The following is an 18,229-nucleotide window of genomic DNA, read 5'->3' as shown; positions in this document are numbered from 1 at the left end:
GCCTCCACGGGGGTGAGATCAGAGGTGGACGAGCTCGGTGGGCAGGGTGTTGAACCGCTCGGCGCCGTTCTCGGTGCACACGACGATGTCCTCGATGCGCGCGCCGAACCGGTCCTTCCAGTAGACGCCCGGCTCGATCGAGAAGGTCATGCCGGCCTCCAGGATCAGCTCGTTGCCAGCCACGATGTACGGATCCTCGTGCCCCTGCAACCCGATCCCGTGCCCGGTCCGGTGCAGGAACAGCTCGCCGTACCCCGCCTCGGTGAGCACGTCGCGGGCGACCGCGTCGAGGTCCTGCGCGGAGATGCCCGGCCGGACCGCCTCGATGGCCGCCATGTGCGCCTTGCGCAGCACCTCGTATCCGGCGCGGAACTCGTCCGGCACGGTCGGGCCCAGCACATACATCCGGGTGCAGTCGGAGCCGTAACCGTCCGGCATGGCGCCGCCGATGTCGACCACCACGATGTCACCGTCGTTGATCACCCGGCTGGAGCTCTCGTGGTGCGGGCTGGCGCCGTTGGGCCCGGAGCCGACGATGGTGAACTCCACCGTGGCGTGGCCCACCTCGCGGATCGCCTGGGCGATGTCGGCGGCCACCTCGTCCTCGGTACGGCCGGGGCGCAGCCACTCGCCCATCCGCTTGTGCACCTCGTCGATGGCCTGGCCGGCCCGGCGCAGCGCGGCGATCTCGGCCGGCGTCTTGCGGATCCGCAGCTGGGTCAGCACCTGGTTGGCAAGGCCGAAGGTGGCCTTCGGCAGGACCGCCTGCAGGCCCAGCACCTTCTCCGCCCACATCTGGTTGGACAGGCCGAGCGACGGCGCGGCGAAGTCCTTCAGCGCGTCGGTGACCAGCGGGAACGGGTCGACCCCGTCGGGGTAGTCGACGAACTGCAGCCCCAGGTTCACCGCCGGGGAGGCCTCGGCGGCGGGCCGCTCCAGCCGGGGCACGATCAGCGTGCCCGGCCCGCTCACCGGCAGCACCAGGCAGGTCAGCCGCTCCAGCGGGAGGGCGTGGTAACCGGTCAGGTATCGCAGGTCGGGGCCGGGAACGACGAGCAGGGCGTCCAGCCCGGCGTCGGCCATCGCGCTCTGAGCGGCGCTCAGCCGCTCGCTCGTGAAGAGGTCATCGTCGCTCATCGGGCCAGCCTAACGGCCCGCCGGACGCGATGATCCGAGGTGGGTACGCACGAAGTCCAGCTCGAATTCGGCCAGGTGGCGGGCCAGTTCACCGGTGACCATGTGGGTCGCGCCGGGCAGCGGCAGGACCGAGTGCGGGTGGCCCTGCTGCAGCAGCTCGGCGGAGAGCCGCAGGGTGTGCGCGGCGACCACGTTGTCGTCGGCCATGCCGTGCACCAGCAGCAGCGGGTTGCGCCGCCCGCCGGGCGCTTCCCGCTTGGCCAGCTCGATCAGCGACTGCTTGGCGTAGACACCGCCCGGGTCGTCGGGCAGGCCCAGGTAGCGCTCGGTGTAGGCGGTGTCGTACAGCGCCCAGTCGGTGACCGGCGCGCCGGCGATGCCGCAGGTGAACACGTCGGGCCGGGCCAGGACGGCGAGGGCGGACATGTAGCCGCCGAACGACCAGCCGCGGATCGCGACCCGGCTCATGTCCAGGTCGGGGTGCTCGGCGGCAAGCGCCTTCAGGGCGTCCACCTGGTCGGGCAGCACCACGTCGGTGACCTGCTGGTACATCGCCTTCTCGAAGCCGGGCGAGACGCCGGTGGTGCCACGGTTGTCGATGGAGACGACGGCGAAGCCGCTCTCCGCCCACCACTGCCGCTCCAGCCAGACCGCGGGCTGCGCCCGGACCATCTGGTGGCCGGGACCGCCGTAGACGTTCACCAGCACCGGCAGCGGGGTGCCGGGCACGTGCGAGCTCGGGTAGAGCACCCCGGCCGGCAGGCGCCGCTCGGTCACCCGGGTGATCCGCGGGCGCGGAGCGTACGGGAAAGGCGCCGCCATCGACCGCAACGTCCCCAGCGTGCTCTCCCCGCGCCGCACCGTCCACACGGTCCCGTCGCCCTCGGCGGCGGCCGACCCGACGGCCAGCACCCCGCCGCCGGTGACCGCGGTGTGCACGCCACGCTCGGTGGTGATCCGCCGCGGGGCGCCGGAGCCGTCCGCGGCGACCGCGTAGACGTGCTGCTCGGCCGGGTCGTCGGTGGCCAGGACCAGCAGCTCGGCCGCGTCGCCCTCGCCGAGGACGCCGAGGATCGCCTGCACGTAGAGCTCGTCCGAGGTGATCTGCCGGTCGCCGACGTGCACCGCGCGCACGTCCTTGCCCTGGTCCAGCCCGTCGCGAACGACGGCCAGCTCACCGCTGGGCAGCACGGCCGGCGAACCGGGGACCATCTCGATCCAGCGGCTGTCGGTCAGCTCCGCGAGCACGGTGGTCTCGCCGGTGGCGGCGACCCGCAGCACCTGGCCGCGCTGCTGGCGGCGGTCGAGCACGGACAGGACCGGCTCGTCGCCGCTGAACTCGGCCGTCACCACGTACGGATAGGTGTCGCTGTCCCAGCGCACCGCGATCGGCGACTCGCCCGGCGTGACCAGGTAGAACTCGACGATCGCGTTGATCCCGCCGGCCGGCGGGTAGGCCACGCTGGTGGCCGCGCGGCCCGGCTCGGCCGGGTCGTGCAGGTGCCATTTCGGCACGCCGGACTCGTCCACCCGGGCCGTCAGCAGCCGCCCGCCGTCCGGCGACCACCAGTAGCCACGGAAGCGGTGGAACTCCTCGGCGGCGATGAAGTCGGCCATGCCCCAGCTGACGCCTTCCGGCTCGGCCGGGCTGACGGCCGTGTCACCGGCGGCGTCCAGGACGTGCAGGGTGCCGTCCGACACATAGGCCACCCGCTTGCCGGAGGCGTCCACGCGCGGGTCGAAGACCGGCCCGGCGGTGGGCAGCGCCTCGATCTCGCCGGTCCGCCGGTCGGCCCGGAACAGCTCACCGTCGTAGGCGAAGACGGCGACCGCGCCCGCCGCGTCGACCGCGAAGGCGCCGATGCCGCCGGAGACCAGCCGCAGCCGCTCCCGCATCGCCCGCTCGGCCGCCGGCAGGTCGGCGTCGCCGCCGCTGCGGGGCAGTTTCGCCGGGTCCGCCAGCAGCGACTCGGCGCCGGTCGCCGGGTCGAACACCCACAGCTGGTCGGCGGACTCCTCAGCGCTGGCCGACCGCAGGAAGAACACCGCACTGCCGTCGCTGGTCACGGTGACCTGGCGGGGTGCCCCGTTGGTGAAACGCCTGGTCCGCGCATAGCGCGCGGGGAACTCGGCCCACGTCCTGGCGGCGTCCTGCTCGATGCTCAACAGCGTTTCCTTCCCTGCGGCGGCCGGGTTGTCCGGTCCGGTCCGGCGATCGGCTTCACCCTACTCGGCGCGACCGCGCGGCGAATGCCGTCAGGAGGGCCGGTGTGATCGACGCTGCCGGCCGGATACGTGTCTCTGACGAGGGCCGCCGGGCCGGTTCGTCAGGAGCCGGCCCGGTAGTCCGAGACCGTCCAGCACTGCGCCTCGGCGGGCGTCTCGCCGACGTTGATGGTGACCTTCACCGGGTGCCCGTCGGTGGTGTCGAAGGTGGTCGCCACCTCGGCGCCGTCCTCGGTGGCGGTGCCGGCCATCTCGACCAGCTGGCCGAGCGTGGGCACCTCGATCTCCTCACCCTCCTGGCCGGTGACCGGGCCGAGGTCGACCTCGGCGCTCGCCGACGGCGCCGCCTGCCCGCCGATCCGCTCCGACTTGGTCACCGCGCCGCCGGCCACGCTCACCTGGTAGCGGCCGAACGGCGCGCCCTCGTCACAGCCGAAGGCCATCGTGTACGAGTACGCCGCGGGCTCGCTCCACGCGGGGGCGGCGCCGGCCGGCGCCGCGGCCGAGGAGCTGGACGGCGCCGGATCCGTGAACGCGGGCTTCTTCTCCTCCGGCGAGCTGCACCCGCCGGCGAGACCCACCAGAACCAACGCGCACAGGGCACGCTCGACCCGCACCACGACCTCCGCTCTCGGGCCGCCGCGCACCGGGGGCCACCCGGCGCAATCTAGCGCAGCCCCGCACCCCGGCAGCGTCCCGCCTGCTCAGTCGACGTCGCTGACGAAGACCGCCACCGAGCGGGCCGGCACGGTCAGCGTCACACCGTCCTCCTCGATCTTGGCGGTCGCCTCGCGCAGCACCGGGTCGGCCGACTCGGCCAGCTCCGGGTGCGGCCCCAGCTCCCCGACGTCGGCCGTGAGGCGCTGCCGGGTCTCCTCCTCGGTGGCGTTGAAGACCACCACGATGGAGCGCCACCGCGGATCCAGGCCGGTCCCGTCCAGGCACATCACGATGACGCCGGGGCTCTCCTGCGGGCCGCCGAGCGGGAACGTCAGGCGTCGCTGCACCTCCTCGGCGGTGGGCAGGCCGAAGACCGGCGAGGACCGCCGGATCCGCAGCAGCTCGCGGTAGCGCTCGGCGGTCAGGGTGATCGCGTCCGGCGGCGCGACCAGCGACGGATCGGCGAGCAGCGGCCGGGCGAACGACCACTTGTCGCCGTTGTCCTCCTCGGGTGGCAGGCCCAGGCCGAAGCCGTTGCCCAGCTCCGGGTCCCAGCGGATCTGGTTGAACCAGTCGCCGGAGTTGAACGAGTTGCGGTCCAGCGACTTGGAGCGCAACCGCTCGCTGCCGAGCGCGACGAAGCCGGCGCCCTGGCTCAGCACCACCGTCGCGAGAGCCAGCACCTGCATCCGGGCCCGGTCCAGCGCGGGGGTGCCGACCGGCAGCTTGAACGCCATCGCGTCATAGAGGATCTCGTTGTCGTGGGCGTCGACGTAGTTGACCGTCTCGCCGGGGTCGTGCGCGTACCCGCTCGGGGAGCCGTTGTACTCCACCTGGGCGCCGCTGCGCTCGGCGCCGGTGTGGGTGACGAACCGATAGCCGGCGAGGCCACCGGAGAGCCCCACCTTGATCTGGTCGTGCAGCCACAGCGGGGTGTGCGAGCCCAGCCCGGTGGCGAACCCCCGCACGCCCGGGTCGTCGCCGAACGAGCCACCACCGCGCACCGCGTCGCGCAGCCGGTCGTTGAACGTGCCGATCCCGGTGCCGGCCATGTTGACCTGGGTGGCCTGGGCGAACCGAGCGTCGTACGCCACCTCGCCGAAGTTCCACCCCTCGCCGTAGAGGCAGATGCTCCGGCCGTGCTCGCCGAGCCGGTCCAGCGCGATCCGCGCCTCCAGGATGTTGGCCCGCGGGTGGTGGCCCATCAGGTCGAACCGGAAGCCGTCCACCCGGTACTCCCGGGCCCAGGTGACCAGCGAGTCGATCACCAGCTTGCTCATCATCATGTGCTCGGTGGCCGTGTTCGGGCAGCAGGTGGACTCGGCGGTGCTGCCGTCGGCGAGCAGCCGGTGGTAGTAGCCCGGCACGATCCGGTCGAGCACGCTGAACCGGTCGAGGCCGTCGCCCATGGTGTGGTTGTAGACCACGTCGAGGACCACCCGCAGGCCGGCGTTGTTGAGCGCGGCGACCAGCGAGCGCATCTCCAGGATCCGGGCGGAGCCGGCCGGGTCGGTGGCGTAACCGCCCTCCGGCGTGGTCCAGTGCCACGGGTCGTAGCCCCAGTTGTAACCGTCCCGGTCGGCGACCGCCATCACGGCGCGCTGCTGCTCCGGCGAGTCCGGCGGGAAGGAGGCGAGGTCGCAGGCGGGCTGCGCCTGGTCGGCCCGGCGGTCCGGGACGGTGGCGAAGTCGTTGACCGGCAGCAGGTGCACGTGGGTGAGCCCGGACTCGGCGAGCGAGCGCAGGTGCCGCATCCCGTCCGAGCCGGGGTGGGTGAAGGCGAGGTAGGTCCCGCGGTCGCGGGCCGGGACCGAACCGTCGAAGATCGAGAAGTCCCGGACCGACACCTCGGCGATCTGCATCCGGGCGGGCGCCACCGCCGGCGGTTTGACCAGGGTGTCCCACCCGGGCGGGCGGAGCGCCGGATCGGCGAGGTCGACCAGCTGGCTGTGCGTGGAGTCGGTGGCCAGCGACACCGAGTACGGATCGGTGACGCTGGTGGTGACCACCCGCTGGGCGGCCGGATGCCACACCTGCACGCGGTAGCGGTAGTAGCGGCCCAGCCATTTGCGCTTGCCGATCACCGACCAGACGCCGGTCACCGCGTCGCGCTCCATCGGCGTCAGGCGCGGCTCGTCGCCGGGCTCGCGGAACAACTCCAGCTGCACGTCACGGGCGGTCGGCGCCCAGACCGAGAGCTGTGGGCGCTCGTCGTCGAGCAGCACCGGTCCCAGCTCGGCGTCGGCGGCATCCGCATACAGATCGTCGAGGACACCGGCCGGCTGCACGCCGGTCAGCGCGGCCACCCGGCCGGCCGCGTCCCGGCCGGCCACCAGCAGCTGGCCGCGCAGCAGCTCGCCGAGGGCGGCGTCGCCCAGCTCGCGCACGGCGAAGGCCCGGTAGGCCCGCAGGTGCGGGAAGCGCCGGCTCTGCGCCTGGAACAACCCGCCCGGGCGGGGCACCAGAGCCAGCTCGTCATCCTCACCGGTCAGCTCGGTGCCGTCGCGGCGCAGCTCACCGTCGGCCGAGGCGACCAGGGTGAAGGTGTCGGCGCGGGCGGCGAACCACTCGGGCAGCGCGATGGTGCCCCGGTCGAGGAAGACCGCGAGCGAGCGGGCCGGGTCCAGCTCGGGGCCGAGGGTGCCCAGGTCGGGCCGGACCGGGGCGGCCACGCCGGCGAGCAGCCACACCTCACGGCAGGTGGTCAGGTCGAGCCGCTGGTCGTCGGGGAGGTCCTTGTCGTCGCCGCGGTGCACCACGAAGCGCAGGCCCACGGCGTCGGCCCGGACCGGCACCTCGAACACCGCGCCGAACGCGTCGAAGCGGGTGGGCTGCCGCGGCGTACCCCACCGGGTTTTGTCGTGGCGCTCGACGCCCTCCCAGCAGTGCAGGCCCCAGCCGCTGTAGTCGCCGTCCGGCCGGCGGTAATGGATCACGGCGAAGCCGGGATCCGGCGCCGGGGCCGGCGTCGGTGGCTCGAGCGCGACCCGGCGGTCGTTGGCGCGCAGCCAGACCTCCGAGGTCGTCCCGACATCGACCCAGCGGTCCAGGTCGACGTCTTTCGCGCCGTAACGGTGCACCACGAGGAAGCCGATCTCGCGCGCCTCGGGAGCGAGCCGCACCCAGGCGAAACGCCCGTAGGAATCCTCACCGGCGAACGGTGTGCCCTCCGGATAGACCGTCTCGGAACCGGCCGCGACGTCTCCCCACGCGTGCAGGGACCAGTCGGCGTAGTCACCGTCGGCGCGGTGGTAGTGCACGATGAGCCATTGCGGACGGGGCCGATGATGCGGCGGGGCGGTCGCAGTGATCTCGATCATCGTCACCGGACCATCGTCGCACCGGCCTGTGACGTTTTCAGCGCGTGCCGGAAAGAGCCGGAAAGAGGCGGAGTTAGGGATCCGGATCAGCGGGTAGTGATGACCGCAGTGATGTGCGGCCCGTCGGCATCGGTGCGCACCAGGTAGCGATACCGCTCGCCGGGCACCGACTCGCCCCGGTCGTCGAGGTACTCCCACTCGACCGCGACCAGGCACAACGAGGCGGGGAGCGGCAGCACCTCGGCCAGTTCGGCGTGGGCGGCCACGATCCGCTGCTCCCGGTACGCGGGCGCCGCCCCCAGGAAGGAGAGAGCCACCGCCGCCGGCGAGCTGAAGGTGAAGCTGTAGGTGTCGGAGACGACGATTCCCGGCAGCGTGTGGCAGCCGGCGATGACGGCGACGTCGCCCGTGGTGAGGGCGGTGCCGTAACGCCCGAAGAAGTCGGCGAGCTGGTCGAGTTCGGCCGGGGCAGTCATGGCGCGCGGATTCCCAAGGATCGACGCCCGCAAACCTCGGCCCGCGTGACCTGCGCGGACTGAGAGGATCGGCAGGTGGACCCCGCCTTGCGATAGCTAGCAAGACGGACGTACGGTTTACGGGAGACGCACAACCGAGAGTTAGGCAAACCTAACCCGAAGGTCGCCCTTTCGGTGCGAAAGACTTGACTTCCAGTCGCTGGGTGTGAAGGAGATGACGGTGGCCAGCCTCGACACCTTTGGTGCGAAGAGCGAGCTGCGCGTCGGAGACGCGAGCTACGAGATTTTCACGATCGACAAGGTGAAGGGGCACGAGCGCCTGCCCTACTCCTTGAAGATCCTCCTGGAGAACCTGCTGCGTACTGAGGACGGCGCGAACATCACCGCCGACCACATCAACGCACTCGGCAGCTGGGACCAGAACGCCGACCCCAGCGTCGAGATCCAGTTCACCCCGGCACGGGTGCTGATGCAGGACTTCACCGGCGTTCCCTGCGTGGTCGACCTGGCCACGATGCGTGAGGCCGTGAAGGACCTGGGCGGCGACCCGACCAAGGTCAACCCCCTCGCCCCGGCCGAGCTGGTCATCGACCACTCGGTCATCGCCGACCTGTTCGGCCGCGAGGACGCCTTCCAGCGCAACGTGGAGCTGGAGTACCAGCGCAACCGCGAGCGCTACCAGTTCCTGCGCTGGGGCCAGACCGCGTTCAACGAGTTCAAGGTCGTCCCGCCCGGCACCGGCATCGTGCACCAGGTCAACATCGAGTACCTGGCCCGCACGATCATGGAGCGCAACGGCCAGGCCTACCCGGACACCGTGGTCGGCACCGACTCGCACACCACCATGGTCAACGGCCTGGGCGTGCTGGGCTGGGGCGTCGGCGGCATCGAGGCCGAGGCCGCCATGCTCGGCCAGCCGGTCAGCATGCTGATCCCGCGGGTCGTCGGCTTCAAGCTCTCCGGCGAGGCGCCGGCCGGCACCACCGCCACCGACCTGGTGCTCACCATCACCGAGATGCTGCGCAAGCACGGTGTGGTCAGCAAGTTCGTCGAGTTCTACGGCCCCGGCGTGAGCGCGGTGCCACTGGCGAACCGGGCCACCATCGGCAACATGTCGCCGGAGTACGGCTCCACCGTCGCGATCTTCCCGATCGACGAGCAGACCATCGAGTACCTCAAGCTGACCGGCCGCACCGAGCAGCAGGTCGCGCTCGTCGAGGCGTACGCGAAGCGGCAGGGCCTCTGGCTCGACCCGAACGCCGAGCCGGACTACTCCGAGAAGCTCGAGCTCGACCTGTCGACGATCGTCCCGTCGCTGGCCGGCCCGAAGCGCCCGCAGGACCGGGTTCCGCTGAACGCCGCGAAGCCGATGTTCCGCGACGCGCTCAAGAACTACGTGCAGCCGCAGGGCCACGCCGACGAGGCGAGCGAGGAGTCCTTCCCGGCCAGCGACTCCCCGGCCAACGGGGTCGACGACCCGGCCGACAAGCCGCACGTCTTCAGCGCGGCGGCCGGCGCCAACGGCCGGACCTCCAAGCCGACCCGGGTCAAGGGCGAGGACGGCGTGGAGTACGAGCTGGACCACGGCGCGGTCGTCATCGCCGCCATCACGTCCTGCACGAACACCTCGAACCCGCAGGTCATGATCGGTGCCGCGCTGCTCGCCAAGAAGGCGGTGGAGAAGGGCCTGACCCGCAAGCCGTGGGTCAAGACCACCCTCGCCCCGGGCTCCAAGGTCGTCTCCGACTACTACGACCGGGCCGGCCTCACGCCGTACCTGGACAAGATCGGGTTCAACCTGGTCGGTTACGGCTGCACCACCTGCATCGGCAACTCGGGCCCGCTGCCCGAGGAGGTCTCGGCCGCCATCAACGAGAACGACCTGACCGCGGTCAGCGTCCTCTCCGGCAACCGGAACTTCGAGGGCCGGATCAACCCGGACGTCAAGATGAACTACCTGGCGTCCCCGCCGCTGGTGGTGGCCTACGCCCTGGCCGGCTCGATGGACATCGACATCACCACCGAGCCGCTCGGCACGGGTTCGGACGGCAAGCCGGTCTACCTGAACGACATCTGGCCGTCCGCCAAGGAGATCGACGACACCATCGCGCAGGCGATCGGCGCCGAGGGCTTCAGCACGGCGTACCAGGACGTCTTCGCCGGCGACGAGCAGTGGCAGTCGCTGCCCACGCCGACCGGTGACACGTTCGCCTGGGCCGACGACTCCACCTACGTGCGGAAGCCTCCGTACTTCGAGGGCATGGCCGCCGAGCCGGCGCCGGTCACCGACATCAGCGGTGCCCGCGTGCTGGCCAAGCTGGGCGACTCGGTCACCACCGACCACATCTCCCCGGCCAGCTCGATCAAGCCGGACTCCCCCGCCGGCAAGTACCTCGCCGAGCACGGCGTTCCGCGCGCCGAGTTCAACAGCTACGGCTCGCGCCGCGGCAACCACGAGGTCATGATCCGGGGCACCTTCGCCAACATCCGGCTGCGCAACCAGCTGCTCAACGACGTCGAGGGCGGCTTCACGGTCAACCACCTGACCGGCGAGCAGACCACCATCTTCGACGCCTCGGTCGCCTACCAGGAGGCCGGCATCCCGCTGGTCATCCTGGCCGGTAAGGAGTACGGCTCCGGCTCGTCGCGGGACTGGGCCGCCAAGGGCACCATGCTCCTCGGCGTCCGCGCCGTCATCGCCGAGAGCTACGAGCGCATCCACCGCTCCAACCTGATCGGCATGGGCGTCCTGCCGCTGCAGTTCCCGCAGGGCCAGAACGCCGAGTCGCTCGGCCTCACCGGCACCGAGACCTTCTCCTTCGCCGGCGTCACCGAGCTCAACGAGGGCCGCACGCCGCGCACGGTCAAGGTCACCACGGACACCGGCGTCGAGTTCGACGCGGTCGTCCGCATCGACACGCCCGGCGAGGCCGACTACTACCGCAACGGCGGCATCCTCCAGTACGTCCTCCGGAAGATGCTCCGCAGCTGATCCTCACCGTTGCGCCCCGCCTGCCGGTCACGGCAGGCGGGGCGTTCCGCTTTCCGCCAGTGGTACGGGCGACGAAAGCGCCCGTGACATCCCCGCGAGCGGGCAGGACGAGACGCCCCAGCGCGACCGCCGGGCTTGAGCATCACTCCAGCTTCACCGCGGGTCGTCGGGAAGCACCGGCACCACCCGGCGCCAGTACAGCCGGCCGAGCAGCAACCCGGCGGCTATCCACAGCAGCCCCACCGGCTGCCAGAATCCGGGCACGGCGAGCCACCCGATCCCGATGAGCACGCTGGTGACGCTCAGGAAGAGCGCGTAGGTGTACAGCAGATGCCGCCGCGCGCTCATCCTGCCCTGGGTGCCGTCGTGCCGCAGATGCACCCGCCAGCTCAGCGCGACCAGCAGCAGAGAGAGCACGATCGCAGCCGGCCCCCACAGCCGGAACCCGGGCTCGGCGTAGACGGTCACCGGCACACCGAACAGAAACAGCAGCATGGCGAGGCAGAAAGCCGCGCCCCCGATGGTCTTCATCCGGCCCCCATTCGCGCTTCTCGATTTCCCCTGTCGCGCGCCCGGGAAACGGGGGTCACGGTGGGCCGAGCAGATCCCACTTGTTGCCGGCGATGTCGACGAAGACGGCGATCCGGCCGTAGGCCTCGGTGCGCGGCTCCCGCACGAAGCGCACCTCGTGCTCCACCATCCGCCGGTAGGTCGCGTCGAAGTCGTCCACCCGCAGGAAGAAGCCGACCCGCCCGGCCATCTGATCGCCGACCGCCCGCTCCTGCCGCGGACCGTCCGCGCGGGCCAGCAGCAGCCCGGTCCCGCCGCCCGGCGGCCGGACCACCACCCAGCGTTTCGGCCGCCCGTCGTTGGTCAGCGACGGCGAGTCCTCGGTCAGCTCGAAGCCGAGCACTTTCGTGAAGAACGCGATCGCCGGGTCGTACTCCTCGACGATCACGGTCACCAGGTCGACGTGCATCAGGGCCGCCATCCCGTCTTGTCGGCGTCGGTGATCTCGCGCAGCACCCGGGCCGGATTGCCCGCCGCGATCACCCCGGCCGGCACCGAGCGGGTCACCACGCTCCCGGACCCGATGATCGTGTCGTCGCCGATGCTCACGCCCTGATTGATGGTCACGTCCCCGCCGACCCACACGCGATCACCGATGGTGACCGGCTTGGCGTAACACGCGCCGGCCGCCCGCTCGGCCGCGTCGATCGCGTGGTTGGAGGTGTAGATCCCCACCCGCGGGCCGAACAGCACGTGGTCACCGATGGTGATGCCGCCGCCGTCGAGCATCACGCAGTCGAAGTTGGCGTAGAAGTGGTTCCCGATGCGGATGTTGAAGCCGAACTCGCACCGGAACGTCGGCTCGAAGTAGCAGCCCTCCCCCACCGACCCCAGCAGACGCCGCAGGATCGCCTCGCGGGTCGCCGGCGCCTGCCCGAAGCTGTCGTTGTACTCCGTGGTCAGCAGCACGGTCTGCTGCCGGGCCTGCACCAGCTCGCCGGTGAGGTCGTTGTACATCCGTCCGGAGAGAATGAGCTCCCGCTGCTCCTCAAGCGTCACCGAGCGATCCTCGCATCATCCGCAAAGGTGTCGCGGTGGACACACCGCGCCGTGAGCCCACCGACCCCGCCTTGATGAATAGGCTTCGGGAATGGATGACAAGACTGTGCTGAGCCGGATCAGCGGCTTGGTCGAGGAAGAGCACAAGCTGCGCCAGCAGCTGAGCCAGGGCAAGATCTCCTCGGACGAGGAGCACTCCCGGCTCAAGGAGCTCGAGGAGTCGCTGGACCAGTGCTGGGACCTGCTGCGCCGGCGTCGCGCGGCCCGCTCGGCCGGGCACGACCCGGACGCCGAGCAGGCCCACGGCGTCAGCGAGGTGGAGAGCTACCTGCAGTGACCCGGTCGCGGCCGCCGTGGACGCGGCGGCCGCGGGCCGGGCCGGGGCCGGGTGATCAGCGCAGCCCCGCCTCGAAGTGCAGGCGCTCGATGAGGCCTTCCGCGTCGACCGGCAGCCCGCGCGAGCGGAACCAGTTCGCCACGTTGTTCACGTCCCGCGCGATGAACTCGCCCCCGCGCGGATTGGCGATCACGTCGATGATCTGCGGCAGGTCGATCATGACCAGCCGCCCGTCGTGCACCATCGTGTTGTACGGCGACAGGTCACCGTGCGCCACCTGCGCCCGCGCCAGCACCGACAGCGCGTCGGTCATCTGCTGCCACAGGTCGGCGAGACCGTCGGCGTCGGCGCGCACCTGCGCGAGCCGGGGCGCGGCCTCGCCGGTCTCCCAGTCGCCGATGAACTCCATCATCAGCTCGGTGCCGATCAGCTGCACCGGGTAGGGAACGCGCACCAGCCCGCTCTCCTGGCCGATCTCCCACAGCCGGCCCAGCGCGCCGAACTCGGCGGCCGCCCACTGCCCGGCGATCAGCTCCTTGCCGAACGAGGTGCGGTTGGTCATCGCCCGCATCTCGCGGGACCGTCGCACCCGGCGGCCTTCGAGATATCCGGCGTCGCGGTGGAACAGGCGGTGCTCGCCGTCGCGGTACCGCTTCGCGGCCAGCATGCTGACCTGGCCGGTGGCCGGCAACTCCCGGCGGACGAGGAAGACGTCGGCTTCCTTGCCGGTCTTGAGCATCCCCAGCTCGGTGTCGACGGCACCGTGCTCGGTGCGCACCCACTCGGGACGGGGATCGGGACCGTGCAGCGCACCGTCCCAGGTGGACCAGCGGTCGCCCTCGTCGGGCAGATCCGGGTCCTCCTGCAGAGCCGGCTCGAGCCGGCTGATCTTCAGAAAGTCAGCGTCGTCGTCATCGAACTTGCGACGGCCGCGGCGCATGGTGGTGGAGCGGTAAGAATCGTGCTCGCGCACTGGAGGGTCTCCTCAGAGAAAGAAGCAAACAGGGAAGGCTGGACAGCAGGCATCACAAAGACGGCCATGAGGTCCACCCCCTTCTCTCTCGTCGGGTCCTACGTGCGCGGTCGACTCTCGCGGATCACCCGGATCCGTGCAACCGATTTAATTCGGCGGGTCCTCGAGACCCGCTCAGCGGGTCGCCATGATCGCCGAGATGCCCTGGATCACGTTGCCCACCACGCGGGTCGGCGCGAACCGGTTGTCCACCCACTCCCGCCCACGGTGCAGCCACACGCTGGGCAGCCCCATCGCGGCCGCGCCGCCGATGTCCGCCTCCGGGCTGTCGCCGACCACCCAGGCGCCGGCCAGCCGCATCCGCACCCGCTGCGCGGCGAGCGCGAAGATCCGCGGATTGGGCTTGCTCACACCGCACTGTTCCGAGATCACCCAGTCGGCGACATAGCGATCCAGCCCGGTCCGCCGGATCCGCGCCTCCTGCTGCTCGGCCGGCCCGTTGGTGACCACCACCGGCACCAGGCCCGCGTCGCCGGCGATCTCCAGCGCGCAGCCTACCATCGGGTCCAGGCGCTCGAAGGCGAGCGGCCCCTCGTTCAGCTCGTCCACCATGTCGATCGAGGGAACCCGCAGCTGGTAGCGCTCGCGGATCAGGTCCGCGAGGTCCCAGCGGGAGGTGAGGCCGTCGGCGTCCACCGAGACCAGCCACTCGAGATCGTCCTGCGGCGCGGCGATCTCGTCGAGGAAACCTTTCGCCCACAGCCGGAACGCACCGCTGCGGTCAAGCAGGGTGTCGTCCAAGGCGAGGAAGACGAGAGGCACCCGGGCACTTTACGTGAGCGGCGACGGAACCGAACAGTCCAGGAGTGTTAACAAAACGCGGACACGATGACGAAATTCGCATCATCCGTTCAGGGGACGGCCCACCTTAAAAAGCCGTACGTACGGATTGCAACGGCACCGGCCCTCGTGACACGATCAGCGCGTGCCCAGGGTTAGTCAGGACCAGCTAGACGCGCGCCGCCACGAGATCCTCAGCGCCGCTCGTGCCTGCTTCGCGCGGTTCGGCTACGAGGGCGCCACGGTCCGCCGCCTCGAGGAGGCGACGGGCATGTCCCGTGGAGCGATTTTCCACCATTTTCGCGACAAGGAGTCGCTGTTCCTCGCCGTGGCCGAGGACGACGCCGCCACGATGGTCGAGACGGTCACCCGCAACGGCCTCGTCCAGGTGATGCGCGACCTGCTGGCACGGGCCGGCAACAGCGAGGGTGACACGGCGGGCTGGCTCGGCACCCAGCTGGAGGTGTCACACCGGCTGCGCACCGATCCCGCCTTCGCCAAGCGCTGGGCGCAGCGCTCGGCCGCGATCGCCGACGCCACCCGCGAGCGCCTGCAGCGCCAGCACGACGCCGGCGTCCTGCGCAAAGACGTCCCGGTCGAGGTGCTGACGCAGTTCCTGGAGCTGGCCTACGACGGCCTGGTCCTCCACCTGGCCACCGGCCGCCCGCCCGGCGAGCTGACCCGCGTCCTGGACGTAGTGGAAGAAGCCGTCCGCCACCACTGACCCACCGCGTGGTTTCCCATCCATCACACGATGGGGTGGGCCAATTGGGGACCCATGCCCCACCCGCGGGGCGGGCGTGCGCGAGACTCGTACGTCATGGGTGTGGCTCTGGTGACCGGCGCATCGCGCGGGCTGGGTGCTGAGATCGCGCGCCGCCTGGCCGGGGACGGCTGGGCCGTCGCCGTCAACTACCTGCCCGATCGCGCGGACGCCGAGCGGGTGGTCGCCGCGATCGTCGCCGGAGGCGGCGTCGCCGAGGCGTTCCGCGCGGACGTCACCGACGAGACCGCCGTGGCCGCGCTCGTCGCCCACGTCGAGGACCGGCTGGGCCCGGTCCGCGTGCTCGTGCCGAACGCCACCGGACCGCAGCCGTCCAAGCCCGCGCTCGAGGTGAGCTGGTCGGATCACCTGGATCAGCTGCGGTTCTTCGTGAAGAGCCCGACCCTGCTGATGCACGCGGTCATGCCGGCGATGCGCCGCCTCGGCGGCGGCCGCATCGTCCAGATCGGATCCGACATGCCGGAGCGGGCCGAGCCGGGCATGTCGGCGTACGCGGCGGCGAAAGCCGCCCAGATGTCGCTGACCCGCACCTGGGCCCGCGAACTCGGCCCGCTCGGCGTGACGGTGAACCTGGTGGCGCCCGGCTGGATCCCGGTCGAGCGGCACGCCGCGGTCGCCGCCGAGCATGTCGACGCCTACCGGCGGGACGTGCCGCTCGGCCGGATGGGCACACCCGCCGAGGTCGCCGACGTGGTCGCCTTCCTGGCCTCGGACGACGCCCGGTTCGTCACCGGGGAACGGATCACCGTCAACGGCGGGCACACCCTCGGCTAGACCTTGTCGAGGAAGCCCAGGACCAGCTTGATGCGGCCGTCCGCGTCGCGCTCGGCCACGTCGAAGCCGATCACCATCGGGTCCTCGCCGGGCCGGCCCAGGTGCCAGGTGAACCGCGCCTGGTCGTGGTGGGCGTCCAGCAGCTCACCGGCGCTGAACACCAGCCCGGGGAACCGCTGGTGCACCTCGCCGATCAGCGCGTGCAGCGCGTCCCGGCCCTCGACCGCGGCGATCGGGTCGCAGTAGCGCACCTCCTCGGCGAAGAGCTCACCGATCCCGGCTCGGCGGGCCTGCTCGTCGGTCTCGTTCCAGATGGTCAGGTACCGCTGGATCATGCTGTCGAAGTCGCTCATGGCCTCCACCGTGCCGGGCGCCGGTAACGGCGTCGATTACCTCGCGGGTCATGGCGGTGGGGCGGGCGTGCTGCCTACAGTCCGGGCATGAGCGACGTGGGGCAACTGCTGCGGACCTGGCGCGACGACCGGCGGATGAGCCAGCTGGACCTGTCGGCGCGGGCCGGCGTCTCCACCCGGCACCTGTCCTTCGTGGAGACCGGCCGGTCCCGGCCGACCAGCGAGATGATCCTGCGCCTCGCCGAGGAGCTCGACGTCCCGCTGCGGGCCCGCAACCAGTTGCTGCTCGCCGGCGGCTACGCGCCGGCCTATCCCGAGTCCGACCTGGACGCCACCCCGCTGTCGACGGTCCTGGCCGCGCTGCGCACCGTGCTGACCGGCCACGAGCCCTGCCCGGCGGTGCTGGTCGACCAGCACTGGACCATGGTCGACGCGAACGGCGCGGTGGCCCGGTTCACCGCCGGCTGCGCACCCCACCTGCTGGAACCGCCGGTGAACGTGCTGCGCCTCGCCCTGCACCCGGACGGCATGGCGCCACGCATCGCGAACCTGGCCGAGTGGCGGACACACATCCTGCACCGCCTCGACCGGCAGGCCGCCGCCACCGGCGACCCGGTGCTGCGCGAACTGCGGGCGGAGCTGGCCGGTTATCCCGGCGGGCTGATGTCCACCGAACCAGACGGGCTCGTGGTGCCGTTGCGTTTCGAGGATCTCAGCTTCTTCAGCATCACCTCGGTGCTCGGCACCCCGCGCGACGTGACCCTCTCCGAACTGGCGATCGAGGCTTTCCTGCCCGCCGACCCGGCCACCGCGGACGCTCTGCGCCGGGAGGTGGCAGGATCGGTGCATGGATCTCGGGCTGGCTGATCGCGTCTACATCCTCACCGGGGCCTCACGTGGTCTCGGTTTCGCCACCGCACAGGCGCTCGTCGCGGACGGCGCCCGCGTGGTGATCTCCTCCCGCTCCGCCGACCATGTCAGCGAGGCGGTCGAGGAGCTCGGCGGCGCCGCCCACGCGGTCGGCGTGACGGCCGACCTGAGCGATCCGGCGACCCCGCGCGAGCTGGTCGACACCGCGCAGGAACATTTCGGCCGGCTGGACGGGGCTCTGATCTCGGTCGGCGGCCCCACGCCGGGCACGGCCGCGAGCATGAGCGACGACCAGTGGCGCGACGCCTTCGACACGATCTTCGTGGGGTCGATGCGGGCCGTTCGCACGGTCGCGGCGGCGCTGCCCGAGGGCGGCGCGATCGCGCTGGTCCTCTCCACGTCGGCGAAGACGCCGCTGGCCGGCCTGGGTCTCTCGAACGGCCTGCGCCCGGGCCTGGCGATGGCCGCGAAGGACATGGCGGACGAGTTCGCGCCGCGCGGCGTGCGGGTGCTGAGCGTGCTCCCGGGCCGTTTCATGACCGACCGCAACCGCGAGCTGTTCGCCGCCACCGGCGACCCGGCGACCGCGGCGGCGGAGGCGGCCGCCGCGATCCCGCTGCGCCGCATCGGTGAGCCGCCGGAGTTCGGGCGGGTGGCGGCCTTCCTGCTGTCGCCGGCCGCGGGCTACATGACCGGAACCGCGGTGGCGGTCGACGGCGGTTCCCTGCGCACGCTGTGAGCCGGCGCCCGACCTCCGCCGCCGGCGGGCACGCGGCAGCAGGCAAACATGGCCCGCCCACCCCCGCCGACCCACCGGCAACCGCCGGCAAGCGCCCGGCGACGAGCGAGCACCGTGCGCCCACCCCCGCCGACGCACCGGCAGTCGCCGGCAGGCGGCCGGCGGCGAGCGAACACGGC

17 protein-coding genes are annotated in these 18,229 nt (G+C 71.5%); 6 read left to right on the top strand and 11 right to left on the bottom strand.

Annotated features, from left to right (window positions below):
• Positions 1-18 precede the first annotated feature (18 nt).
• The 5 genes from AB0F81_RS24790 to AB0F81_RS24770 form a co-directional block, all read right to left on the bottom strand.
• Positions 19-1,137, bottom strand: coding sequence for a Xaa-Pro peptidase family protein (locus tag AB0F81_RS24790; protein WP_360200884.1), 1,119 nt, complete (start codon positions 1,135-1,137; stop codon positions 19-21).
• 9 nt (positions 1,138-1,146) lie between these two features.
• Complete coding sequence (locus AB0F81_RS24785) at positions 1,147-3,303, bottom strand: prolyl oligopeptidase family serine peptidase (RefSeq protein WP_360200883.1); 2,157 nt, start codon at positions 3,301-3,303, stop codon at positions 1,147-1,149.
• Between the two features lie 161 nt (positions 3,304-3,464).
• The gene (locus AB0F81_RS24780) at positions 3,465-3,980 is read right to left on the bottom strand and encodes a hypothetical protein (protein WP_360200882.1); all 516 of its coding nucleotides are present in this window, start codon (positions 3,978-3,980) and stop codon (positions 3,465-3,467) included.
• 87 nt (positions 3,981-4,067) lie between these two features.
• Positions 4,068-7,349, bottom strand: a complete 3,282-nt coding sequence (pulA, locus tag AB0F81_RS24775; protein WP_360200880.1) for a pullulanase-type alpha-1,6-glucosidase — start codon at positions 7,347-7,349, stop codon at positions 4,068-4,070.
• 80 nt (positions 7,350-7,429) lie between these two features.
• On the bottom strand, positions 7,430-7,819 hold the full coding sequence (locus AB0F81_RS24770) for a hypothetical protein (RefSeq protein ID WP_360200879.1): 390 nt from the start codon (positions 7,817-7,819) through the stop codon (positions 7,430-7,432).
• A gap of 205 nt (positions 7,820-8,024) precedes the next feature.
• Between AB0F81_RS24770 and acnA the strand changes: the two genes are divergently transcribed.
• The gene (gene acnA, locus AB0F81_RS24765; protein ID WP_360200878.1) at positions 8,025-10,811 is read left to right on the top strand and encodes an aconitate hydratase AcnA; all 2,787 of its coding nucleotides are present in this window, start codon (positions 8,025-8,027) and stop codon (positions 10,809-10,811) included.
• Between the two features lie 153 nt (positions 10,812-10,964).
• On the opposite strand, the gene AB0F81_RS24760 is transcribed toward acnA, so the two are convergent.
• The 3 genes from AB0F81_RS24760 to AB0F81_RS24750 are packed head-to-tail and all read right to left on the bottom strand — an operon-like array spanning position 10,965 to position 12,380.
• A complete protein-coding gene (locus AB0F81_RS24760) occupies positions 10,965-11,342 on the bottom strand; it encodes a hypothetical protein (RefSeq protein WP_360200876.1) in 378 nt (125 codons plus the stop codon).
• A gap of 55 nt (positions 11,343-11,397) precedes the next feature.
• Positions 11,398-11,790 (bottom strand): VOC family protein, encoded by a 393-nt coding sequence (locus tag AB0F81_RS24755; RefSeq protein WP_360200932.1) that lies wholly within the window; start codon positions 11,788-11,790, stop codon positions 11,398-11,400.
• Positions 11,790-12,380 (bottom strand): sugar O-acetyltransferase, encoded by a 591-nt coding sequence (locus AB0F81_RS24750; protein ID WP_360200874.1) that lies wholly within the window; start codon positions 12,378-12,380, stop codon positions 11,790-11,792. The genes AB0F81_RS24755 and AB0F81_RS24750 overlap by 1 nt, the downstream gene beginning before the upstream one ends.
• A gap of 91 nt (positions 12,381-12,471) precedes the next feature.
• On the opposite strand from AB0F81_RS24750, the gene AB0F81_RS24745 reads away from it, so the two are divergent.
• Entirely contained in the window at positions 12,472-12,717 is a 246-nt protein-coding gene (locus tag AB0F81_RS24745) for a DUF2630 family protein (RefSeq protein ID WP_360200872.1), read from the top strand.
• A 55-nt stretch (positions 12,718-12,772) separates the two neighbouring features.
• On the opposite strand, the gene AB0F81_RS24740 is transcribed toward AB0F81_RS24745, so the two are convergent.
• Both AB0F81_RS24740 and AB0F81_RS24735 read right to left on the bottom strand, forming a co-directional pair.
• Positions 12,773-13,657, bottom strand: coding sequence for an RIO1 family regulatory kinase/ATPase (locus AB0F81_RS24740; RefSeq protein WP_360200931.1), 885 nt, complete (start codon positions 13,655-13,657; stop codon positions 12,773-12,775).
• A 207-nt stretch (positions 13,658-13,864) separates the two neighbouring features.
• Complete coding sequence (locus AB0F81_RS24735) at positions 13,865-14,512, bottom strand: HAD family hydrolase (RefSeq protein WP_360200871.1); 648 nt, start codon at positions 14,510-14,512, stop codon at positions 13,865-13,867.
• A gap of 163 nt (positions 14,513-14,675) precedes the next feature.
• Between AB0F81_RS24735 and AB0F81_RS24730 the strand changes: the two genes are divergently transcribed.
• Together AB0F81_RS24730 and AB0F81_RS24725 are read left to right on the top strand one after the other, a co-directional pair.
• Positions 14,676-15,254, top strand: coding sequence for a helix-turn-helix domain-containing protein (locus AB0F81_RS24730; protein WP_360200870.1), 579 nt, complete (start codon positions 14,676-14,678; stop codon positions 15,252-15,254).
• Between the two features lie 96 nt (positions 15,255-15,350).
• Entirely contained in the window at positions 15,351-16,088 is a 738-nt protein-coding gene (locus tag AB0F81_RS24725; protein ID WP_360200868.1) for an SDR family oxidoreductase, read from the top strand.
• Here the strand turns inward: AB0F81_RS24725 and AB0F81_RS24720 are convergent.
• The gene (locus AB0F81_RS24720; RefSeq protein ID WP_360200867.1) at positions 16,085-16,441 is read right to left on the bottom strand and encodes a nuclear transport factor 2 family protein; all 357 of its coding nucleotides are present in this window, start codon (positions 16,439-16,441) and stop codon (positions 16,085-16,087) included. The genes AB0F81_RS24725 and AB0F81_RS24720 overlap by 4 nt on opposite strands.
• A gap of 87 nt (positions 16,442-16,528) precedes the next feature.
• On the opposite strand from AB0F81_RS24720, the gene AB0F81_RS24715 reads away from it, so the two are divergent.
• Positions 16,529-17,308, top strand: a complete 780-nt coding sequence (locus tag AB0F81_RS24715; RefSeq protein WP_360200865.1) for a helix-turn-helix transcriptional regulator — start codon at positions 16,529-16,531, stop codon at positions 17,306-17,308.
• On the top strand, positions 17,289-18,050 hold the full coding sequence (locus tag AB0F81_RS24710; protein ID WP_360200864.1) for an SDR family oxidoreductase: 762 nt from the start codon (positions 17,289-17,291) through the stop codon (positions 18,048-18,050). The genes AB0F81_RS24715 and AB0F81_RS24710 overlap by 20 nt, the downstream gene beginning before the upstream one ends.
• The last annotated feature ends 179 nt before the right edge of the window (positions 18,051-18,229 follow it).

Source organism: Actinoplanes sp. NPDC024001 (assembly GCF_040638955.1).
Classification (GTDB): domain Bacteria; phylum Actinomycetota; class Actinomycetes; order Mycobacteriales; family Micromonosporaceae; genus Actinoplanes.
Note: the sequence above shows the minus strand (reverse complement) of the source record. Positions and strands in the feature narration are given on the sequence as shown.

Excerpts from the sequence above, each read along its gene's own strand:
- AB0F81_RS24790 (WP_360200884.1), bottom strand. The coding sequence starts at position 1,137 with ATGAGCGACGATGACCTCTTCACGAGCGAGCGGCTGAGCGCCGCTCAG.
- AB0F81_RS24770 (WP_360200879.1), bottom strand. The coding sequence starts at position 7,819 with ATGACTGCCCCGGCCGAACTCGACCAGCTCGCCGACTTCTTCGGGCGT.
- AB0F81_RS24760 (WP_360200876.1), bottom strand. The coding sequence starts at position 11,342 with ATGAAGACCATCGGGGGCGCGGCTTTCTGCCTCGCCATGCTGCTGTTT.
- AB0F81_RS24755 (WP_360200932.1), bottom strand. The coding sequence starts at position 11,790 with ATGCACGTCGACCTGGTGACCGTGATCGTCGAGGAGTACGACCCGGCG.
- AB0F81_RS24745 (WP_360200872.1), top strand. The coding sequence starts at position 12,472 with ATGGATGACAAGACTGTGCTGAGCCGGATCAGCGGCTTGGTCGAGGAA.
- AB0F81_RS24740 (WP_360200931.1), bottom strand. The coding sequence starts at position 13,657 with ATGCGCCGCGGCCGTCGCAAGTTCGATGACGACGACGCTGACTTTCTG.
- AB0F81_RS24725 (WP_360200868.1), top strand. The coding sequence starts at position 15,351 with ATGGGTGTGGCTCTGGTGACCGGCGCATCGCGCGGGCTGGGTGCTGAG.
- AB0F81_RS24720 (WP_360200867.1), bottom strand. The coding sequence starts at position 16,441 with ATGAGCGACTTCGACAGCATGATCCAGCGGTACCTGACCATCTGGAAC.
- AB0F81_RS24715 (WP_360200865.1), top strand. The coding sequence starts at position 16,529 with ATGAGCGACGTGGGGCAACTGCTGCGGACCTGGCGCGACGACCGGCGG.
- AB0F81_RS24710 (WP_360200864.1), top strand. The coding sequence starts at position 17,289 with ATGGATCTCGGGCTGGCTGATCGCGTCTACATCCTCACCGGGGCCTCA.